This is a genomic window from Rathayibacter sp. VKM Ac-2805 (assembly GCF_009834265.1).
Lineage (GTDB): Bacteria > Actinomycetota > Actinomycetes > Actinomycetales > Microbacteriaceae > Rathayibacter.
The window spans coordinates 3001970-3022678 of sequence record NZ_CP047185.1 but is presented as its reverse complement, the minus strand read 5'-3'; the positions used below and the strand labels follow the sequence as shown (position 1 = coordinate 3022678).

The window sequence follows — 20709 nt, the reverse complement described above, 5'->3', positions numbered from 1 at the left end:
CCGCCCATTCTGCCCGCGCGGCCCGGGCCGGAGGCGGGCGATAGCCTGGGGGGAGAGACGAAGGAGCCGCCCGTGCACGAACACCACGTCCGCGTCCACCGCAGCGACGAGGAGCTCCCGCGACACGGGCAGCTCGCCCACGCGCTCGCCGAGGTCGCCGCCGATCCGGTCGAGATCGACGACGAGGTCGCCGAGATGGTGGTCAACCGGGTCATCGACAACGCCGCCGTCGCCACCGCGTCGCTCCTGCGCCGCCCGGTCGTCGCCGCCCGCGCGCAGGCTCTCGCGCACCCCGCCTCCATCGGCGGCCAGGGCTCGGTCGTCCTCGGCGTCGACCCGGCCCGCCGGGTGTCGCCCGAGTGGGCGGCCTGGGCCAACGGAGTCGCCGTGCGCGAGCTCGACTACCACGACACGTTCCTGGCGGCCGAGTACTCGCACCCGGGCGACAACATCCCTCCGCTGATCGCCGTCGCCCAGCACGCGGGCATCGGCGGGGCGCAGCTCGTCCGCGGCATCGTCACCGGATACGAGGTCCAGGTCGACCTGGTGCGCGCGATCAGCCTGCACCGGCACAAGATCGACCACGTCGCGCACCTCGGCCCCTCGGCCGCCGCCGGGATCGGCACGCTGCTCGGCCTCGACGTCGCGACGATCGAGCAGGCCGTCGCGCAGGCCCTGCACACGACGACCGCCACGCGGCAGTCGCGCAAGGGCGAGATCTCGAGCTGGAAGGCGTACGCGCCGGCCTTCGCGGGGAAGATGGCGATCGAGGCGGTCGACCGGGCGATGCGCGGCGAGACCAGCCCGTCGCCGATCTACGAGGGCGAGGACGGCGTCATCGCCTGGATGCTCGACGGCGCCGACGCGAGCTACGACGTCCCGCTGCCCGACCGCGGCGAGGCCAAGCGCGCGATCCTCGACACCTACACGAAGGAGCACTCGGCCGAGTACCAGGCGCAGGCGCTGATCGACCTCGCCCGCCGCCTGCACCGCACGCACCCCGAGGCCGCCGATCCCGAGCGCGTCGAGCGGATCGTCCTGCACACCTCGCACCACACGCACTTCGTGATCGGCTCGGGCGCGAACGACCCGCAGAAGTACGACCCGGCCGCGTCCCGCGAGACGCTGGACCACTCCGTGCCGTACATCTTCACGGTGGCGCTGCAGGACGGCGCCTGGCACCACGTGCACAGCTACGCCCCCGAGCGGGCCGCCCGCGCCGACACGATCGCGCTCTGGCACCGGGTCACCACGCAGGAGGACGCGGAGTGGACGCGCCGCTACCACTCCACCGATCCGGGCGAGAAGGCGTTCGGCGCGCGCGTCGAGATCCTGATGACGGACGGCACGACGATCGTCGACGAGATCGCGGTGGCGGACGCGCATCCGCTGGGCGCGCATCCGTTCAGCCGCGAGCAGTACGTGTCGAAGTTCCGCACGCTCGCCGCCGACGTGCTCGAGGAGTCCGAGATCGAGCGCTTCCTCGACCTCGCGCAGCGCCTGCCCGAGCTGACCCCGGAGGAGGTCGGCCGCCTCAGCGTGATCGCCGCTCCCGGCGTCCTCGCCTCGATCGAGCCCCCGCGCGGCCTGTTCTGATCCCGCCGCGGCGCCCGCTCTCCTGCGTGCCCCTGCGCGAGATGCCACTTGAGTACGCGACACGCCGCGGCGGGCGTACTCAAGTGGCATCTCGCGGGAGGGTCGTCAGAGCAGCCCGTCCGTGAGGTGGTCCGGCGTGCCGAAGCGGTGGGCCGTGATCGACACGGCCTGCTCGCGGAGGAACGGCAGCAGCTCCAGCCGGCCCGCCTCGGTCGCCGCGCCCGCGTAGACCGCGAGGTCGGGGCGCCCGCCCGTCACGGCCGTCACCGTCGCGGCGGACGCGCCCAGCAGGCGCACCCGTCCGGCGCCGTGCGCGCGCACCCGCGCCTCCCACGCCGCGTCGTCCTCGACCACGACGGCGCCGGCCGCCTCGTCGAGACCGGCGGCGAGCTGCGGAGGCAGCGCCGCGGCGCTCGAGACGACCACCCGTGCCTGCGCGGTCGCCGCCGCGACGGCCACCCGCACGAGCGAGCCCAGCGGCTCCCCGGCGGCCAAACGCACCAGCACGGCGGAGTCGTAGGGCAGGCGGCGGAAGACGTTGCGCTCCGCCTCCAGCCCCGTCACGTCGCGAGGAGCACCCGCGGCCCACGCCGCCGCGCAGCTGCGCGCCGTCCGCTCCACCGCGGCGTGCTCCTCCGCCGGGAGCTCCGCACGCGACGCGGCGAGCAGGCGGGCGGCCGGTCCGACGACCGGAGCGGTCGCCTCCGACGGCGCCGCGGTCCAGGAGCCCAGGCCGAGCAGGTAGTCCGGCCCGCCCGCCTTGGTGCCCGGGCCGACCGCCGACTTCTTCCAGCCGCCGAACGGCTGGCGCTGCACGATCGCCCCGGTGATCCCGCGGTTCACGTAGAGGTTGCCGGCCTCGATCCCGTCGAGCCAGGTGCCGATCTCCTCCGGGTCGAGCGCGTGCAGGCCCGAGGTGAGCCCGTAGTCGACCTCGTTGACGATCGCGATCGCCTCGTCGAGGGTCGCCGCCGTCATGATCCCGAGGATCGGCCCGAAGTACTCGGTGCGGTGGAACTCGGACCCGCGGCGCACGCCGTCGCGGACGCCGGGGCTCCACAGGCGTCCGGAGTCGTCGAGGCTCCGCGGCTGCAGCAGCCAGGTCTCACCGGCGCCGAGCGCGGTCAGGCCGCGCAGCAGCTTGCCCACGGCGGGTTCGATCACCGGCCCCATCCGCGTCGCGGGGTCGGTCGGGTAGCCGACCGTGAGGGAGGAGACCGCGTCGAGCAGCTGCGCGCGGAACCGCTTCGAGCGAGCGACGGAGCCGACCAGCACCACGAGCGAGGCGGCGGAGCACTTCTGGCCCGCGTGCCCGAAGGCGCTCGCCACCACGTCCTTCACCGCCAGGTCGAGGTCGGCCGAGGGGGTGACCACGATCGCGTTCTTGCCGCTCGTCTCGGCGAGCAGCGGGAGGTCGTTCCGGAAGGAGCGGAACAGCTCCGCCGTCTCGTAGGCGCCGGTGAGGATCACGCGGTCGACCTGCGGGGAGGCGATCAGGTCGCGCCCCAGCTCCTCCTCCGGCAGGCGGAGCAGGCGCAGGGCCTCGCGGGGCACGCCAGCCGCCCACAGCGCCTCCGCCACCACGGCACCGCAGCGCGCGGTCGGACCGGCGGGCTTGAGCACCACGGCGGAGCCGGCCGCGAGCGCCGCGAGGACGCCGCCGGCCGGGATCGCGACCGGGAAGTTCCACGGCGGAGCGACCAGGGTCAGCGCGGCCGGGTGGAAGCGGGCGCCGTCGACCGCGTCGAGCTCGAGGGCGCGCTCGGCGTAGTAGTGGGCGAAGTCCACGGCCTCCGAGACCTCGGGGTCGCCCTGGTCGAGGGTCTTGCCGCCCTCGGCCGCCATGACCTCGAGCAGCTCGGCGCGGCGCGCCTCCAGCTCGTCGCCCGCGCGGTGCAGGATGCGCGCACGCTCCTCGGCCGGGACGTCGCTCCAGCCGCTGCCGCGGGCGCCGGAGAGCACCGACTCCAGCTCGTCGAGGGTGCCGATCGTGGCGGCCTCGATCGCGTCGGCGCCGGCCCGGGAGGAGGGGACGCGCGCGAGGATCGCCTGCGCCCACTCGCGGTTCGCGGCGACGGACGGGTCGGTGTCGGGGGTGCTGCGGAAGTCGCCCGGTCCCGGACGGCCGCTCGCGGCGAACCGGTCGGGCACGCGGTGCGCCGGGGGGACGGCCCCGTCGAGGGCGGCGACGGAGGCGCGGAACCGCTCCTCCTCCCGCGCGAAGAGCGCCGGGTCGGCCTCGAGCTCGAAGACGGCCGACATGAAGTTCTGGCTCGACGCTCCCTCCTCCAGCCGGCGGATCAGGTAGGCGATCGCCACGTCGAACTCGGCCGGCGCGACGACCGGCGTGTAGAGCAGGAGCGAGCCGACCGTGCGGCGCACCGCCTCCGCCTGGCCCTGGGCCATGCCGAGGAGCATCTCGTACTCGATGCCCTCGCGGACGCCGCGGGTGCCCGCGAGCAGCCACGAGTACGCGACGTCGAAGAGGTTGTGCCCGGCGACGCCGACCCGCACGTTGCGGATCCGCTCCGGGTGCAGCGCGTAGTCGACGACGCGCTTGTAGTTCGTGTCGGAGTCCTGCTTGCTGCCCCAGGTCGCCAGCGGCCAGCCGTGTACCGAGGCCTCGACCTGCTCCATCGGCAGGTTCGCGCCCTTGACCAGGCGCACCTTGATGCCGGCGCCGCCGCGGGCCCGGCGGGCGGCGCTCCACTCCTGCAGGCGGATCATCGCCGAGAGCGCGTCCGGCAGGTAGGCCTGCAGCACGATGCCGGCCTCGAGGCCGAGGAACTCCGGCCGGTCGAGGATGCGGGTGAAGACCGCGATGGTGAGGTCGAGGTCCTTGTACTCCTCCATGTCGAGGTTGATGAACTTCTGCGGCGAGGAGGCGGCGGCCCGGGCGAACAGCGGCGCCAGCTCCTCGACGATGTCGTCGACCGCGGCGTCGAAGGCCCACGGGTTGTGCGGGGCGGTGCTCGAGGAGACCTTGATCGAGACGTAGTCGACGTCGTCGCGGGCGAGGAGCCGGTGGGTCCCCTCCAGGCGGCGGTGGGCCTCCTCGCGGCCGAGGACGGCCTCGCCGAGCAGGTTCATGTTGAGCCGGACGCCGTCGCGGCGGATCGCGGCGATGGCCGGGCCCAGGCGCGAGTCGGTCGCGTCGATGATCAGGTGGCCGACCATCCGCCGCAGCACCCGGCGCGCGATCGGCACCACGACGTCCGGGAGGAGCGGCGCCATCACGCCGCCGAGGGCGACCGCGCCGCGCGTCGGAGCCGGGAGGAAGGACGGCACGCCGCCCGCGATCGCCTTCAGCGCCGCCGCCGCGACCCGGGTGTCCTCGGGGCGGACGACGCCGTCGACGAAGCCGACCGTGAAGTCCAGGCCGGACGGGTCCTTCAGCACGCCCGCCAGCTGCGCCCCGGAGGCGTCGATCGGGATCGCGGACGCCTCGCGCAGCCAGCGCCGCACCAGGGCGACGCTCTCGTCGACCAGGCGGGGGTCGATCGAATCGGGGGACGGGCCGTCGGCGGCGGGGCCGGTGGCGAGAGCGGGGCTGGCGAGATCCGTCATGGTGCGGTCCTTCTGCTCTGAGGGGGGTGCCTTCAGTATTCGACCGACTACCGTTGAGCAGAAGCGACCGTTCCTTACCGGTACCGGTCAGCTCAGCTGAACGATCGGAGAGACGCCGTGCTCGATGTCCGCCGCCTGGTCCTGCTCCGCGAGGTGGCCATCCGCGGCACTCTCGCGGCCGCGGCCGACGCCCTCGCCTACAGTCCCTCCGCCGTCTCGCAGCAGCTCGCCGTGCTCGAGCGCGAGGCCGGCGTCGAGCTGCTGCGGAAGGCGGGCCGGCGCGTGCAGCTCACACCCCAGGCCGAGATCCTGGTCGAGGCGGCCGGCGAGGTGATGGCCCTGCTCGAGCGGGCGGAGGCGGCGCTCGCGGCCTCGGGGGAGTCGGTGACCGGGCGGGTGCGCGTCGCGGTGTTCCAGTCGGCCGCGCTCGCGCTCATGCCGGGCGCGCTCCGGGCCGTCGCCGACCGCTTCCCGGAGGTGCGCGTCGAGATGGTGCAGCGCGAGCCGGAGGGCGCTCTGCACGAGACGTCGTGGGCGCGGGAGTTCGACCTCGTCGTCGCCGAGCAGTACCCCGGCCACTCGACCTCCTGGCTGCCCGGACTGGTGCGCAGCGACCTGACGTCCGACGCGATCCGCCTCGCCGTGAGCCGCGACTCCGCCGTGGTCGACCTCGCCTCGGCCCGCGACTCCGCCTGGGTGATGGAGCCGCGCGGCACCGCGAGCCGCCACTTCGCCGAGCAGACCTGCCGGGTCGCGGGCTTCGAGCCGGACGTCCGCTTCGAGACCGCCGACCTGCAGGCGCAGATCCGACTCGCCGCCTCCGGCCACGCCGTCGCCCTGATGCCCGACCTGGTCTGGGCGGGCGAGGCCCCGGACTGCCGCCTCCTCGAGCTGCCCGGCACGCCCCGCCGCACGATCTTCACCGCCCAGCGCGAGGCGCAGCTGGCGTCGCCGGCCGTGCGGGTGTTCCGGGAGTGCCTGGCGGAGGTGGCGGGGCGGTTCGCGTGAGCGGTCCACCCCTGTCCGCCGGCCGGGGTGGAGGGGTGGACTGGAGGGCGCCGCTCCCCAGGAGCGGTGCGTCACCTCGGAGGAAGAAGGAACCATGACCACCTGGCTCATCACCGGCTGCTCGACCGGTCTCGGTCGCGCCCTCGCGATCGCCGTCCTCGCCCGTGGCGACCGGGCCGTCGTCACCGCGCGCGACGTCGACTCGGTCCGCGACATCACCGGGGCCCACCCCGAGACGGCCCTGGCCCTCGCCCTCGACGTCACCGACGACGGGCAGGTCGCCGCCGCGGTCGACGCCGCCCACGAGCGCTTCGGCGGAGTCGACGTTCTCGTCAACAACGCCGGCTACGGCTACCGCGCCGCCGTCGAGGAGGGCGAGGAGGCCGCCGTCCACCGCCTGTTCGACACGCACTTCTCCGGAACGGTCCGCACGATCAAGGCCGTGCTGCCCGGTATGCGCGAGCGCCGCTCGGGCACGATCGTGAACCTGTCCTCGATCGGCGCGCGCATCTCGCCGGAGGGCTCCGGCTACTACGCCGCCGTGAAGGCCGCGATCGAGGCGCTCACCGAGTCCCTGCGCAAGGAGGTCGCGCCGCTGGGCATCCGGGCGTTCTCGGTCGAGCCGGGCGGGTTCCGCACCGACTTCGCGGGCCGCTCGCTCACCCAGTCCGCGACTCCGATCGCCGACTACGCCGACACCGCCGGCCGGCGCCGCAAGGAGAACGACACGGCCCACGGCACGCAGAAGGGCGACCCGGCCCGCGCGGCGGACGCGCTGATCCGGGTCGTCGAGTCGGAGACGACCCCGTCGCTGCTCCTGCTCGGCAACGACTCCTCCGACGCCTTCCGCTCGGCGCTCGACGCCCTCCGCGCGGATGCCGACGAGTGGGAGGGGCTGAGCCGCAGCACCGACTTCGCGGACGGGGAGTAGCGGGGCTGCTGTTAGCGGAGCGGGGGCGGCGTGTCGGAGGTCCGAGCGGGGACGGGGGCCGGTCGGAGGTGTCGGCCGGGCGCGGCAGCGGAGCCACGCGGAGGTGCCGGTAGGGAGCGGCTGTGAGGTGTCGGCGGGGGAGGCGGTCCCGGTTCGGCGCTTCCGCCGGGCGGGCTCGGCTCGAGGGGAGGCGGGGCGTTCGAGGGGACACCGGCGCTGGTGCGCACGCTCGCTGCTGCGCTCGGGTCTCCGCGGTGCGCTGGGAGTTCGCTGCTCGGGCGGGCGGGGCGGTTCGGAGGCGTCCGAGCTGCGGGTCGTCTTCCGCGGGCGGGGCGGCGCGGTTCGGTCCGGTTCGGTTCGGTTCGGGAGAGTCGAGCGGCCGACGCTCCTCCACAGGGTGCGGATCGGGGCCGGTCGGCCCTGTCGTTCCGGTCGGGCGATGCCTGCCGGTACTCGATACCGGGCGGGCGCGGCTCGAGGGGCGGCGGGGCGTTCGAGGGGATGCCGGCGCTCGCGCGCGCGCTCGCTGCTCGGGCGGAGGCTGTGCGGAGGCGCCCGGGCTGCGGGTCGTCCTCTGCCTGCGGGCGGCGCGGTTCGGCTCGGCTCGGGAGGGTCGACCGGCCGACGCTCCTCCACAGGGTGCGGATCAGGGCCGATCGTCCCGATCGAGCCCGTCCGGCCGCTGCGTGTCGGTGGTCCCTGATTCAATACTCGTATGAGATCGAACGGGATGACCGATGGGGCGGAGGCGGTGCTCGGCGAGGTGCGCGAGCGCGGCGACCGCGCCGCCGAGCTCGCCCGCTCGGCGTCCCCGCTGCTGCTGGCGGCCGCTGAGGAGCTGCACGCCGGGCACCGGGCGGCTCTGGAGCACCCGGAGTCGTTCGCCCGAGGTGCGGCGCCGTACGCGTCGAGCGATCTCGTCGAGCGGTCGGTCCGCGCGGAGTTCGCGGTAGCCCTCGGGGTGTCCGAGCGGGTGGCCTCCCGCGAGCTCGACCACGCACGCCTCCTGGTCGAGGATCTGCCGTGCACCCGGTCCGCGCTCGCCGAGGCGCGGCTGCGGTGGGAGGCGGGGCAGGCGGTCTGCGCGGTCGCGGCCTCTCTGCCCGAGGGCTCCCGCGCCGCCTTCGACGAGCGCGCGGCCGAGCTCGCCGTCCGGTCGACGCCGACGCAGCTGCGGCGGGCGCTGGCCCGATTGCGCGAGGAGCTCCACGAGCAGCCCCTCGCCGAGCGCCACCGGCGGGCTCGCGAGGACCGCGCCGTCTGGTTGAGCCCCGAGGTCGACGGGATGGCGACCCTCTGCGCCCTCCTGCCCGCGCACGTCGCGATGGGGGCGTACGGCCGCCTGTACCGGATCGCCCGGAGCCTCCGCGACGGCGCCGAGGGCAGGGAGTCGGACAGTCCGGGCCCGTCCGTGCCGACTGTCGGCGAGGGCGACGGGCGCACCCTCTCCCAGCTGCGCGCCGACGCTCTGGCCGACATCCTCTGCGACGGCGACATCATCGGCACCGTCCCCGAGGACGCCCGCGCCGACCGTCTCGCGCCGACCGTCGTGCCCGGCATCCGTGCCGACGTGCGCATCACCCTGGCCGCGAGCACCGCCTCCGGCCGCGACGACGACCCGGTCGAGCTCGAGGGCTACGGGCCCGTCCCGGCCGAGGCCGCTCGGAGCCTGCTCCCCGCGACCGTCACGCGGGTCCTGACCGAGCCGGTCACGGGCGCTGTCCTGTCGGTCGGCCGCACCCGCCGCCTCCCGCACCGCGAGCTGCGGCTCCTCCTCCAGCTCCGCGACGTGACCTGCCGGTTCCCCGGCTGCACGCGCTCGGCCACGACCGCCGAGGCCGACCACGTCGTCGAGTGGCGCAACGGAGGCGGCACCGACCCGGGCAACCTCGCCAGCCTCTGCGTCGCCCACCACCACGTCCGCCACGGCGATCGCTGGACCTACGTCCTCCATCCCGACGGCACCGCCGACTGGACCACTCCCACCGGGCGCCGCATCACGACGCGGCCGCCGAGTCTCCCCGCACGACCGCCCGGATCGGGTGCGCTCCCAAGGTTCGACGACCCGCCGCCGTTCTGACCCCTGCACGCTGCCGCGGATCCGAGGAGCCGCGTGCATCGACGCGCCTCCGAGACGCCGTGGCGACGAACGCACGAGCACATGGCGCCGAGCACCGGAGCGGGACTCGCCGAGGGCGGCGCGATCGCGCGAGGCTCCGAAACCCTCCTGCCCTGCCCTGCCCTGCCGTGCAGCGCCCCTCGCCGGAAGTCCGGCCCCGCGACTCCGCCGCTCGCCGCTACGCCGCCAGGAAGCGGTCCGCCGTCCGCAGCGAGAGCGCCATCGTCGCGAGCGCCGGGTTCGCGATCAGTGCGCTCGGGAACACCGAGTTGTCGCACACCCAGAGGTTCGGCACGTCGAAGCTGCGGCCGTCCGCGTCGATCACGGCGTCGCCCGCGTCGGTGCCCATCCGCACGGTGCCGAGCGTGTGCGCCGTGCGAGCCATCACCCGCGTGCTCGTCGCGCCGGCCGCCTCCACGATCGCGGTCATCGTCCGGATCGCGTGCCGGTCGATCGCCTCCTCGTTGGCGCCCGCCGAGAACGTGATGCGCGCCTTCGGCACCCCGTGCTCGTCCAGCTCGTCGGTCAGCTCCAGCCGGTTGCCGTCGGCGGGCAGGCACTCCGCGTTGATCCCGACGCCCGCCGCGAAGCGGTAGCCGTCGAGCGCGTCCATCAGATCGCAGCCCCAGAGTCCCGCGCCGCGGGCGAGCGTCGTCGCGTAGGTCAGCGGCATCACTCCGAGACTCTGGATCAGGTAGCCGCCCGCGAAGTCCGCGTCGGCCGGGCGGACGGTGTCCTCGGTGATCACCGAGGAGGGGTAGCCGCGGTAGCCGCGCATCTCGTTCTCGAAGGTGCCCCAGACCTGGGTCGCCCCGTGCGCCAGGAAGTTGCGGCCCACCTGGCCGCTGCTGTTCGCGATGCCGGTGTGCAGGAGGAGCCGGGGCGTCTCGACGCCGCCCGCGCAGAGGAACAGGGCGGAGCAGCGCTGCCGGTGCTCCACTCCGCCGCTCGTGTAGACCACGGCGCACACGCGGCCCGCGGCGTCCAGCTCGATCCCGTGCACGAACGAGTCGGCCCGGATCTCGGCGCCGGCGCGCACCGCCTCCGGCAGGTAGGTCACGTCCATGCTCGTCTTCGCGCCGGTCCGGCAGCCCTGATGGCACTGGCCGCAGTTGACGCAGGACGGGCGGCCGTCGTCCCGCGGGCCGCTGAGCACGGCGGCGGGCGCATCGGTCGCGCGCATCCCGATCGCCGCGCAGCCGCGCAGCATCATGTCGGCCGAGGCGTTCCGCGCGAGCGGGCCCTGCAGGTAGCGGCGCGACGGGTCCCACGGGTACTCGGCCGGACCCGCCACTCCGATCGTCGCCTCCACCTTCTCGATGTACGCGGTGAGCTCGGCGTGCTCGATCGGCCAGTCGCGGCCGACGCCGGAGTCGCTCCGGAGTCGCAGGTCGCGCGGGTCGGGGCGGGGCGTGAACGCGCCCCAGTGCAGCGTCGAGCCGCCGACCCCGCGGCCGCTGTTGTTCTGCCCGAAGGCGGTGGGGGTCTCGCCTCCGCTGAGGCGCTCCTCCATCCAGTTGATCTCCACGGCCGCCGTCTCGTCGGCGGTGTGGCCCAGCGGATCGAAGTGCGGCCCGGCCTCGAGGGCGACGACGCGCAGCCCGCGAGCGGCGAGCACCGAGAGCAGGGGCGCTCCGCCGGCCCCGGTGCCGATCACGACGGCGTCGACCGTCTCGTCGAGCGGGAAGCGGCGCATGCCGGTCGTGTTCATCGGTGACTCCTCGTCGTCGGTTCCCAGGTCTCGCGGTCGTCGGCGCCGAGCAGGCGGAAGCCCGTCACGAGCGGCAGCGTGTCGCCGCCGCTGGCGTAGCCGTCGTAGCCGATCCGCGCCATCGACGCGGGGTGCGCCAGCCACTGCTTCACGAGGTCGACGCGGCAGTCCTCGAACCAGGCGGTCAGCTGATCTGCACCGAGCCCGCCGGCCGAGCGGTCGCCGGGCTCCGCGGAGCCGTCGGCGATCGCGGTGAGGCGCGCGTCCTGCTCGGCGGGGCCGAGGCCGGCGAAGCCCCGGAGGGTGTCGAGCGCCAGACCGTAGGCGATCGGGTCGGCCGGCAGGTCGGCGTTGCGCCAGCCGTCGCCCTCGCCGTTCGCGAGCTGCGTGTCCACCCGCGCGGCCAGGTCGATCCGGCCGCCCTCCTGAGGGACGACCCGGTCGGCGATCGCCCGCAGCTCCGCGAGCTGGGCGACGGTCAGGGCGCGCGGCGCGTACTCCGGGTCGTCGGCGAGCGCGCGCACGGCCAGGAGCCCGCGCACCCGCGTGGAGGTCCGGGCGGAGGCGATGGCCGCGCCGACGTCGGCCGGGACCGACGGCGCCGTGCCGGCCTCCTCCTCCCAGAACCGGCGGATCGCCGCCGCCACCTCGACCGGGCGCTCGAACGGCAGCAGGTGGCCCGCCCCGGCGAGCGTGAGCAGCCGGGCACGGGAGTAGAGGGAGCCGTTCAGGCGGCGCTGCGCGTCGGCGCCGAGGTCGCCGTCCTCTCCGCCCGCGATCAGCAGCGCGGGCACAGGCCCGAGGGCGGCCTCGCCGGCGCGGTCCTCGCGGCTGCCGTGCTCGAGCCAGTCGCGCCAGCCCTCGGGGGAGTAGCGGCGCAGCTCGGCCAGCACCTCCGCGTCGGCGTCGGCGGGCAGCGGCGAGCCGACGTTCTGGTCGACGAACTCGCGCGCCTGCGCCTCGTCGAGGGGTCCGTCGTCGACCCAGCCGAGCATGGTCGAGCGGCGCTCCTCCTCCATCGGCTCGGGCGAGAGCGGCGACCCGGCGAGGAGCACGACGCCCGCGAGCCCGAACAGGCCCGAGCGGCCGGTGACCGTGCGGGAGGCCACGAGCGAGGCGATCTTCCCGCCCATGCTGTGCCCGAGGAGCAGCCAGCGGGAGGAGCCGTGCTCGCGGATCCGGCGGATCGTGGCGGCGGTCATCTCCTCGAGCGAGGTCCCGGATCCACCGGGCAGGTCGAGCGCGACGAGGTCCGCGACGTCGGCGAGCTCGCGGCCGAGCGCGTCGAAGGCGCGGCCGTCGAGCCCGAGTCCGGGCAGGGCGAAGAGGGTGGGGCGGGGGCTGGTGGACACGGGCGTCCTGTCGGATCGGCCGCGCCACGGCAGTGGGGAGCGGGAGACGGCGGGGAGGGGGGAGTCGGCGAAGACCGGCCTCCTTCATCCGATCACACCGCGCCCGCGCGCCCGGCCCCTTGCGCCGACGGCCCGCTCGTGCAACCGGCCCCTCGTGCAGCCGCCCCCACCCCTCCGTCAGACCGGAGCGGCGAACACCACGAGGTTGTCCCGGTAGCGGCCGATCGCCGCGTCGTACTCGCCTCCGCAGGTCACGAGGATCAGCTCCTCCTCGAGGGTCGCGCCGAAGACGCGGGCGGTGGGGAACGCGGCCTTGGCGTGGGACTCGACCGCCGTCACCCGGTAGCGGTGGTCGGAGCCGTCCACTCCGCTCACCGCGATCTCATCGCCCGGGGCGAGCTCGCCGAGGCGGAAGAAGACCGCGGGACCGGACCGCGAATCGACGTGCGCCGCGATCACGGTGCGGCCGCTGCCGCCCGGGCGCCCGCCTCCCGAGAACCAGCCGACGTCGTCGTAGTCCGCCGGCACCTCCATCGCCCCGTCCGACTGGATGCCCAGGGCGATCAGCGGCTCGTCCAGGCCCATCGCGGGCACGATCAGCCGGGCGGGCTCGACGCCGACGGTGCGCGCGGGCGCCGCAGCGGCGGGGTCGGGCGCGGGGACCGGGGGAGGAGTGACCAGGGGAGCAGTAGCGAGGGCCGGAGGCGCGGGCGCGCTCGCGGGCGTCTCCGCTCCTCCGCTCCCGTCCGCGGCGGCGCACCCCGCGAGGAGCAGCACGGCGCACAGTGCCGCCGCGCCGCTCCTCGACCGGGTGCCCACGATCAGGAGGCGGTGCGCCGGCGGGCGACGACCACTCCGGCCGCGCCGAGGGCGGCGACGGCTCCGAGGCCGGCCATCGCGGCGAGACCGGACGGGCCCGTGGCGTCGCTCCCGGCGGCGGTCGCGCCGCCACCGGTCTGGAGGCCGCCGACCGGCACCTGCGAGAGCTGGCCGCGGACGACGCCAGCCGCATACGAGGCCGTGTGGGAGTCGCCCGCGAAGGCGGCGGGATCGGCCTCGAGGGCCTTCAGCGTGAATCCGGCGCCGGTGTCGGCCCCGTTCGCCTGGATGCCCGTGGTGAAGGGGCCCTGCAGGCAGCCGCTGCTGGTGCGGGGGCCGTCTCCGACCGGCGCCGGGTTCGGGAACGCGATGCGCGGCGGGCCCGCCTTGCCCAGCGCCGCCTGGTGGATGTGCGTCGCGGTCTTCGCGGGGCTCTGGTAGTCGCCGGTCACGCCGGTGAGGGTGATGTCGTAGCAGATGATGTCGAGGTCGCTGTTGACCCGGAAGGTCATCTCGCCCGTGGCGCCGGGCTGGCCGGGGGTCGCGGCGGAGTCGGCGTTCACGACCTGGTCGGGCGTCGCCATCACCGTGAAGGCGCTGGTGAAGGAGGACGGCTCGGCGACCTCGGTCTCGGCCTGGGCCGGCGCGGCGGCGAAGAAGGAGGCGGCGGCGACGGCGGTGATGCCGCCCAGGGAGAGCAGGCGGCGGCCGGCGCGGTTCCGCGCGGGGGACGTCTTCGTCATGGTGGAGCCTTTCGATCGCGAGCGCCGAGCGGGCCCGATGCAGGGAGTACGGCCGGAAGCGGCGCCGCGTTCACTCCATCTGAGAAGATCTTCACGGAGACGGTCCTCGCCTCCGATGAACGCTGCCGCCGCCGCGGCCGTACCCCCTTCCGACGGACCACCGGTCCCGACGAGGAGGCGGTGTGGCGCGCACGGCGACGGCACGACGAGACGAAGGGCCCGCGATGCCGCGCGAGCACTCGGAGGTCCCGGCTCCGGTGGTGCGCCTCGAGCCCCGGACGGCGGGGTTCGACCCGGCCGCCGCCTTCGACGAGCACGGGTCCGCCCTGCTCGGCTTCGCGCTCAACGCCCTGCGCGACCGCGGCCTCGCCGAGGACTGCGTGCAGGAGACGTTCCTGCGCGCCTGGCGCTCGCGGGCGAGCTACTCCGCCGAGCGTGCCAGCACCCGCACCTGGCTCTTCGCCATCGCCCGCAACGTCGTCATCGACGTCCACCGCTCGCGTCAGCGCCTGCCGTGCCTGATCGAGGCCGAGATTCTGGAGGAGGTGCCCGCGGAGGACCGCGACCCCCTCGAGCCGCTCGCGATCGCCGAGGCGCTCGCGCGGCTCTCCGCCGAGCACCGGCAGGTCGTCGTCGCCGTCCACCTGCACGGCGAGACCTACGCCGAGCTGTCGGCCGCCACGAGCGTGCCGGTCGCCACCTTGCGCAGCCGCGCCTTCTACGCTCTCCGAGCGCTCCGCGGTCACCTCGCGGGCGCCGGACCCACCGACGAGGAGAGATCGTGATCGACCGAGACCAGCCCGACGGAGACGAGCCCGGCGGCCGCCGCGAGGAGCTCCTCGCCGCGGCCCTCGCCGGCGACCTCTCCGCCGAGGAGACGCGGGAGTTCGAGAGCCTGCGCGCCGCCGACCCCTCGATCGACCCCGAGCTCGCGTCGTTCGGTGCGGTGGTCGACCGGGTCGGCGCGCTGGGCCGCTGGGAGGAGGCGGAGCCGTCGCCGGAGCTGCGGTCGCGCATCGCGGCGCTCGCCGGGGAGCGGTCCGAGCGCGCTGCGAGCGTGGGTGCCCCGCGCCGCCGTGCCTCGCGCCGCCGTGCCTCGCGCCGCCGTGCCGTCCTGGCCGTCGCCGCGGCGGCCGCGCTCCTCGTCGTGGGCGGCGTCGCCGGAGCGGCCCTGCGGTCCGCCGAGGAGCGCCCCGTCGCGGGACCGCCCGGGACGCTCGGCGCCGTCGAGGCGATCGCCTTCGAGGAGCGGACGGAGGGCGTGACGCTCGACGGCTCGCTCGTGGCGCACACCTGGGGCACCGAGACGATCCTCCGCGGGACCGGCTTCACGCTCGGCGAGAGCTACGACCTCGTGCTGGTCACCGGCTCCGGTGAGCGGCTCCCGTCCGGCTCCTTCCTCGGCAGCTCCGCGGAGCTCGACTGCGAGATGAACGCGGCCGTCCTGCGCGAGTCCGTCGCCGCCGTCGAGGTCACCGACGCCGGCGGAGCGCTCGTCGCCTCGGCCGCCCTCCCCGCCGTCACCTGAGAGCCGGCGGCGCAGGCTCGCGGCGCGGCTTCAGCTCGCTGACGAGCGTGCCCGCGACGATGAACCCCGCCCCGAGCAGGGCGAGCGCGGGGAGCCGGTCGCCGGCGAGGCGGCCGATCAGGCCGGCCCAGACGGGCTCGGCGGAGTAGATGATCGTGGCGCGCGACGGCGAGACCGAGCGCTGAGCCCAGTTCATCGTCAGCTGGATCAGGCAGCTGCTCGCCCCGAGCGCGAGCGCGGGGATCAGCCAGGCCCCCGAGAACGCCGGGACCGCCTCGCCCGCGAGGGGCATCGAGGCGAACCCGAGCGCGCCGGCGACCAGCAGCTGCACCACGGTCACCCGGCCGAGGTCGACGCGTCCGGCGACGAGGCCGATCAGGATGATCTCCGCCGCGATCGGCAGCGTGCTCGCGATCGTCGCCACCTCGCCCGCTCCGAGCGCGACGCCCGGCTGCGGGCCCGCGATCAGGAGCAGTCCGACGAACGCCAGCGCGACGCCCACCAGCGTCAGCACGCCCGGACGGCGACGGAACACGACCCACTGGAGCAGCGGCACCAGCGGCACGTACAGCGCGGTCAGGAACGCGGAGGTGCTGCTCGTGATCGTCTGCAGCCCGTAGCTCTGCAGGCCGTAGCCCGCGAAGATCATCACCCCGATCGCGACGCCGGCCGCGAGGTCGATCCGCCGCATCCCCCGGAGCGACCGGTGGAACACGACCGCGCTGATCAGCCCCGCGATGGCGAACCGCATCCCGACGAAGAACAGCGGCCCACTGTGCTCCATCGCGATGTGAACGGCGAGGAAGGTCCCGCCCCAGATCGCGGTGATGCCGATGAGCGCCCACTCCGGACGCGTGAAGCGGAGGCCCCGGAGAGGCGAGATGTGCATCATTCTGCACATCCTAGGAGCATCAGGGGCATGTCGGTGCAGAATAGTGCGCATGTCGGCTCCCGTCCTCGCCCACCTGGGCGGCAACCTCCGTCTCGCGCGGCGCGGAGCCGGACTGAGCCAGTCCGCGCTGGCGGCGCGCTCGGGCATCAGCCGGCGGACGATCGTCGCGGCCGAGGCCGGCGAGGCCAACATCTCGCTGACCGGAGTCGACCGCCTCGCGACCGCCCTCGGCACCACGTTCACGGCACTCGTCTCGGCCCCGGGATCCGCGCCCGCGGCGATCGACCAGGTCGCCTGGCGGGGAGCGGGCGAGGCGAGCGTCGCCGTCCTGCTCTCCTCCGTCCCCGCGCGCCGGGAGGCCCAGCTCTGGACCTGGACGCTCGGCCCCGGGGACCGCTACGACGCGCAGCCCGACCCCGAGGGGTGGCACGAGATCCTGCTCGTCACCGCCGGCGCGCTCCTCCTGGAGCGGGAGGGCGAGGAGCCCGTGCGGCTGGAGCCTGGACGGCACCTCGCCTTCCCGACCTCGCGGCACTACTCCTACGTGAACGCGGTGGATGCCGTCACGACGCTCGTCCGGATCGTGGTCGACTGACGGGTCGGCGCCTCAGGCCCGCGAGCGCAGGGTCTCGAGCAGCGCCGCGGGGGTCTCGGGGTCGTCGAGGCTGATCGCGAACTCGCGCGAGCGGTCCGTCGTCACCACCAGCCCCGGCCCGGCGTGCAGGATGACCGCCGAGCGGCCCGGCATCACTCGGTACCCCCAGCCGCCCCACTCCGACGGCCGCAGCTGGGCCGTGCCGGCCGAGGCGATGGTGTCGAGCGGGATGCGGCGCAGCGGGATGCCGAGGGCGGTCGTGACGACGCGGAGGCCGCGGCGGTCGGCGGTCACCCTCAGGCGGGAGAAGGAGAGGAGCACCAGCGCGACGACGCCGAGGACGACGGCCGTCGCGATCGCCGGACCGGTGGCGCCCGCCGCGGCGAGCGTCGCGAGGGAGAGGGCCGCGCCCGCCGCCGTGGCGATCGCGGCGACGGCGAACACCGGGCCCGTCAGCGTCTGCGACCAGGCGCCGGTCTCCTCCTCCGCCGCCAGCGGCAGGCGGCCGGCGGCCAGGCGGGAGGCGCCGGGTGCGCGGAGCGATCAGCGCGGGCACGACGGCGAAGAGCATCCCTCCGAGCAGCGCGAGCAGCCACCCGCCGAGCTCCGCCCCTCGGCGCGCCCGGCCGCGAGCGTCGTGCCGACCGAGGTCGCCCAGGCGGAGGCGCCCAGCCCGGCCACGAGGCCGAGGGTCGCCAGCAGGAGCCGCGCGGCGCGCCCGACGGCCGCCGCCACGAGGCCCGCGACGGCCGGGAGCCCGGAGAGCACGAGGGCGATCGCGAGCAGGGCGCCCGTCGACGCGGTCGCATCGGCCGCCCCGGTGCCCGACCAGTGCGAGGCGAGCTCCGCGGGCAGAGCGTCGTCCAGGACGAGGCGCGAGACGAGCACTCCGGCGGCGGGGAGCAGGAGGGACGCGGCGGCGAGGAGCTCGCGGTGGCGGTCGGCGGTGGCGGTCATGATCCGGTCCTCTCGATCAGGCGGACGAGCTCCGCCGGGGTGATGCCGCTGCGACGGGCCTCCGCGAGCAGCTCGTCGACCAGGGCGGTGACGCGCACGAGCCCGGGCCCGGCCGACTCCGTGATCCACGCGCCGCGGCCCCGGCGCATCTGGAGGATCCCGTCGTCGCGCAGGGCGGCGTACGCGCGCAGCACGGTGTGCATGTTGATGCCGAGCGAGTCGGCGAGCTCGCGGGCGGGCGGCAGGCGGTCGCCCGCCGAGAGCTCGCCCCGGGCGACGGCCGAGCGCACCTGCGACTCCAGCTGGTCGGCGAGCGAGCCCGCCGCGGAGTGGTCGACCCGGAACAACATGTTCACAATGTTAGTAGAACAAGCAGTGCACCACCAGGCCCTCAGTGCAGCGCGAGCGACACCGCCAGCACCACCATCACGACCGCCACAGCCGCGTCGAGGATCCGCCAGGCCCCGCGGCTCCGGAACAGCGGCCGCAGCGCGCGCGCCCCGAAGCCGAGAGCGGTGAACCACAGCACGCTCCCGGCCGCCGCCCCCGCCCCGAACCACCAGCGCTCGTCGCCGTGCGTGTTCGCCACCGACCCGAGCAGCACGACCGTGTCGAGGTAGACGTGCGGGTTCAGCAGCGTGAGCGCCAGGCACGTGCCGATCGCCGTGCGGAGCGACGTCGAGGCGCCGGCCGGATCGCCGTCGAGGGTCCCCGGCCGCAGTGCGCGTCTCGCCGCCATCACCGCGTAGGCGAGGAGGAAGACGATGCCGCCCCAGCGGATCACCACCAGCAGCCACGGCGCCGACTCCAGGACCGCTCCGATCCCCGCGATCCCGAGCACGATCAGCGCGGCGTCGCAGAGCGCGCAGATCGCGACGACGGCGGGCACGTGCTCGCGGCGGAGGCCCTGGCGGAGCACGAAGGCGTTCTGCGCGCCGATCGCGATGATGAGCGAGAGGCCGAAGCCGAGGCCGGAGAGGGCGGCGAGGAGGGGGGACACGCTCCGACGTTAGGGCGGGGCGCATCTGTAGACCAGCTCATGCTCCTTCAGTACCGTAAGCAGCACTGATGCTGACAGACGACCTCGACCTCTCCCGCCTGCGCGCGCTCGCCGCCTCCGTCCGGTACGGCTCCTTCGACGCCGCCGCCCGGGCCCTGCACATCACCCCCTCCGCCCTCAGCCAGCGGATCAAGGCGCTCGAGACCGCCGCAGGCCGCGTCCTGCTGGTGCGCTCGCGCCCGGTCGTCGCGACCGAGGCCGGTGCGGGGCTCCTCCGCCTCGCCCGCCAGATCGAGCTCCTCGCCGACGACGCCGTCCGCTCGCTCGGCGGCGAGGACGCGGAGGGGGCGGGCCCCGTCGTCCTCCCGCTCGCCGTCAACGCCGACTCCCTGGCCACCTGGGTGCTGCCCGCGCTCGCCTCCGTCCCCGACGTCGTGGTGGAGCTGCACCGCGAGGACCAGGCGCACACCACCGCGTTCCTCCGCGACGGCACCGTGCTGGCGGCCGTCACCGGAGAGTCGGAAGCGGTGCTCGGCTGCACCGTCGCACCGCTCGGAGTGATGCGGTACCGCGCCATGGCCGCGCCCGCGTTCGCCGAGCGCTGGTTCCCGGACGGCGGCACGGCCGGTCTCGCGAGCGCTCCGCTGGTCGTCTTCGACGAGAAGGACCGCCTGCAGGACGACTTCCTCCGAGCCGCCGGCGTCGAGGACCGCCCGCCGCAGCACCGCGTCCCCGGATCGACCGACTTCGAGCGAGCCGTGCGCCTGGGCATGGGGTGGGGGATGCTGCCCGAGCTGCAGGCCCCGGTCGGCGGCGAGGGCCTCGTCGAGCTGGGCGGCGACCCCGTCGACGTCCCCCTCTACTGGCAGCAGTGGGCCCTGCACACGCCCGCCCTCGACGCGGTCGCCGCGGCCGTCTCCGCTGCCGCGCGCGCCGCGCTCCGCTGACCCGCGCGCTGACCTGCGCCGCCGGGGAGGCGCTCAGACCGCGAACACGTCGCGGAGGGTCACCGTCTCGAGCGAGCGCTCGCGGAGGATGTCGACGAGCCGCGCGTAGACCTGCGTCACCGGATCGAAGTTGGCGTGCCCGATCACGATGTGCTGCGGCAGGAACCACTGGTCCGCGAAGCCGACCACCTGCTCCGGCGTGATCCGCCCGGAGTCCGAGAGCGAGCCGTACCAGAGCACCGTCGCCGTGTAGCCGATCGCCGCCGCGGCGGCCCGGCTCCGCTCGTCCGTGTAGCCGAACGGCGGCCGGTAGAAGGGCGCCGCCTCCACCCCGTAGGTCGAGCGGATGAAGTCGCCGTTGCGGCCCAGCTCCTCCTGCACGCCGTCGCTCGAGAGGCTCGTCAGGTCGGCGTGCGACCAGGTGTGGTTCGCGAGCTGCACCTGCCCCGAGGCGACGAGCGGAGCCAGCAGCGGCGCGTTCACGGTCCACGAGTCGTACTTCCCGTTGAGGAAGAAGGTCAGCCGGGTGCCGGTATCGCGGGCGAACTGCGCGTAGGCGGCGACCACGTCGGAGTCCGCGCCGTCGTCGACGGTCCAGGCGAGCGTGCTCCCCTCGCCGGGCAGCTCCGAGATCGTGCCGGAGGGCAGCGGCGCCTTCCGCCGCACCGGAGTCGCCGCGGCGGTGGTGGTCGGCACGGGGCGGGGAGGGGTCGGGACGGCCGTCGGAGCGGCGGACGGCAGCACCGCCGCCGGCGCCGTGCTCGGCGGGAGCGCCGCGGGAGCGGGCCGGGCGGGCGTGCACCCCGTCAGCGCGACCGCCGACGAGGCGATCCCCAGCAGCAGCGCGCGTCGCCTCAACCGGTCCACGGGCCCCCCTCGCGAGCCCCGTCCCCCGGAGCGTCCCCGCGACCGTAGCGGTCGGGGAGGGAACGGGCAACGCGGCG

At 75.2% G+C, this 20709-nt stretch carries 19 protein-coding genes; 8 read left to right on the top strand and 11 right to left on the bottom strand.

Translation table 11 applies throughout. The annotated features are described in order from the left end of the window. Positions 1–72 precede the first annotated feature (72 nt). Complete coding sequence (locus tag GSU40_RS14190; RefSeq protein WP_104251037.1) at positions 73–1596, top strand: MmgE/PrpD family protein; 1524 nt, start codon at positions 73–75, stop codon at positions 1594–1596. 105 nt (positions 1597–1701) lie between these two features. Here GSU40_RS14190 and GSU40_RS14185 read toward each other — a convergent pair whose 3' ends face one another. Next, positions 1702–5163 carry a bifunctional proline dehydrogenase/L-glutamate gamma-semialdehyde dehydrogenase gene (locus GSU40_RS14185; protein ID WP_160035420.1) on the bottom strand — a complete coding sequence of 1154 codons (3462 nt, stop codon included), beginning with the start codon at positions 5161–5163 and terminating at the stop codon, positions 1702–1704. Between the two features lie 117 nt (positions 5164–5280). Here GSU40_RS14185 and GSU40_RS14180 point away from each other — a divergent pair, with 117 nt between their 5' ends. The 3 genes from GSU40_RS14180 (at position 5281) to GSU40_RS14170 (ending at position 9182) form a co-directional block, all read left to right on the top strand. Beyond that, complete coding sequence (locus GSU40_RS14180) at positions 5281–6171, top strand: LysR family transcriptional regulator (protein ID WP_160035418.1); 891 nt, start codon at positions 5281–5283, stop codon at positions 6169–6171. 94 nt (positions 6172–6265) lie between these two features. Then, positions 6266–7102, top strand: coding sequence for an oxidoreductase (locus GSU40_RS14175; RefSeq protein WP_160035416.1), 837 nt, complete (start codon positions 6266–6268; stop codon positions 7100–7102). Between the two features lie 715 nt (positions 7103–7817). Next, a complete protein-coding gene (locus tag GSU40_RS14170; protein ID WP_160035414.1) occupies positions 7818–9182 on the top strand; it encodes an HNH endonuclease signature motif containing protein in 1365 nt (454 codons plus the stop codon). 217 nt (positions 9183–9399) lie between these two features. Here the strand turns inward: GSU40_RS14170 and GSU40_RS14165 are convergent, their stop codons facing one another. The 4 genes from GSU40_RS14165 to GSU40_RS14150 all read right to left on the bottom strand — a co-directional run bounded on the left by GSU40_RS14165 (position 9400) and on the right by GSU40_RS14150 (position 13846). Then, positions 9400–10932: a GMC family oxidoreductase gene (locus GSU40_RS14165; protein ID WP_160035412.1), complete on the bottom strand. Its 1533-nt coding sequence runs from the start codon at positions 10930–10932 to the stop codon at positions 9400–9402. Then, complete coding sequence (locus GSU40_RS14160; RefSeq protein ID WP_160035410.1) at positions 10929–12284, bottom strand: alpha/beta hydrolase; 1356 nt, start codon at positions 12282–12284, stop codon at positions 10929–10931. The genes GSU40_RS14165 and GSU40_RS14160 overlap by 4 nt, the downstream gene beginning before the upstream one ends. Positions 12285–12461: 177 nt before the next feature. Further along, entirely contained in the window at positions 12462–13103 is a 642-nt protein-coding gene (locus GSU40_RS17100) for a class F sortase (protein WP_167299035.1), read from the bottom strand. Positions 13104–13105: 2 nt separating this feature from the next. Next, a complete protein-coding gene (locus GSU40_RS14150) occupies positions 13106–13846 on the bottom strand; it encodes a CHRD domain-containing protein (RefSeq protein ID WP_104292933.1) in 741 nt (246 codons plus the stop codon). A gap of 224 nt (positions 13847–14070) precedes the next feature. On the opposite strand from GSU40_RS14150, the gene GSU40_RS14145 reads away from it, so the two are divergent. Both GSU40_RS14145 and GSU40_RS14140 read left to right on the top strand, forming a co-directional pair. Next, on the top strand, positions 14071–14631 hold the full coding sequence (locus tag GSU40_RS14145; RefSeq protein WP_160035408.1) for a sigma-70 family RNA polymerase sigma factor: 561 nt from the start codon (positions 14071–14073) through the stop codon (positions 14629–14631). Next, complete coding sequence (locus GSU40_RS14140) at positions 14628–15374, top strand: hypothetical protein (RefSeq protein WP_160035406.1); 747 nt, start codon at positions 14628–14630, stop codon at positions 15372–15374. Before GSU40_RS14145 ends, GSU40_RS14140 begins: the two co-directional genes overlap by 4 nt. Here GSU40_RS14140 and GSU40_RS14135 read toward each other — a convergent pair. Continuing rightward, positions 15367–16266: a DMT family transporter gene (locus GSU40_RS14135; protein WP_244229494.1), complete on the bottom strand. Its 900-nt coding sequence runs from the start codon at positions 16264–16266 to the stop codon at positions 15367–15369. The two genes, GSU40_RS14140 and GSU40_RS14135, sit on opposite strands and share 8 nt — an antisense overlap. 49 nt (positions 16267–16315) lie before the next feature. On the opposite strand from GSU40_RS14135, the gene GSU40_RS14130 reads away from it, so the two are divergent. Next, a complete protein-coding gene (locus GSU40_RS14130) occupies positions 16316–16861 on the top strand; it encodes an XRE family transcriptional regulator (RefSeq protein ID WP_104227343.1) in 546 nt (181 codons plus the stop codon). 12 nt (positions 16862–16873) lie between these two features. Here GSU40_RS14130 and GSU40_RS14125 read toward each other — a convergent pair whose 3' ends face one another. From GSU40_RS14125 to GSU40_RS14110, 4 genes are all read right to left on the bottom strand, one after another. Then, complete coding sequence (locus GSU40_RS14125) at positions 16874–17305, bottom strand: hypothetical protein (protein WP_160035404.1); 432 nt, start codon at positions 17303–17305, stop codon at positions 16874–16876. Positions 17306–17404: 99 nt separating this feature from the next. Further along, positions 17405–17818 (bottom strand): hypothetical protein, encoded by a 414-nt coding sequence (locus GSU40_RS14120; protein ID WP_160035402.1) that lies wholly within the window; start codon positions 17816–17818, stop codon positions 17405–17407. Next, positions 17815–18168: a GntR family transcriptional regulator gene (locus tag GSU40_RS14115; RefSeq protein ID WP_104225158.1), complete on the bottom strand. Its 354-nt coding sequence runs from the start codon at positions 18166–18168 to the stop codon at positions 17815–17817. Before GSU40_RS14115 ends, GSU40_RS14120 begins: the two co-directional genes overlap by 4 nt. A 41-nt stretch (positions 18169–18209) precedes the next feature. Beyond that, positions 18210–18818: a LysE/ArgO family amino acid transporter gene (locus GSU40_RS14110; protein ID WP_104297480.1), complete on the bottom strand. Its 609-nt coding sequence runs from the start codon at positions 18816–18818 to the stop codon at positions 18210–18212. Between the two features lie 68 nt (positions 18819–18886). Between GSU40_RS14110 and GSU40_RS14105 the strand changes: the two genes are divergently transcribed. After that, the gene (locus GSU40_RS14105; protein ID WP_160035400.1) at positions 18887–19765 is read left to right on the top strand and encodes a LysR family transcriptional regulator ArgP; all 879 of its coding nucleotides are present in this window, start codon (positions 18887–18889) and stop codon (positions 19763–19765) included. 33 nt (positions 19766–19798) lie between these two features. Here the strand turns inward: GSU40_RS14105 and GSU40_RS17175 are convergent, their stop codons facing one another. Further along, positions 19799–20632, bottom strand: coding sequence for a polysaccharide deacetylase family protein (locus GSU40_RS17175; protein ID WP_208543322.1), 834 nt, complete (start codon positions 20630–20632; stop codon positions 19799–19801). Positions 20633–20709: the final 77 nt, after the last annotated feature.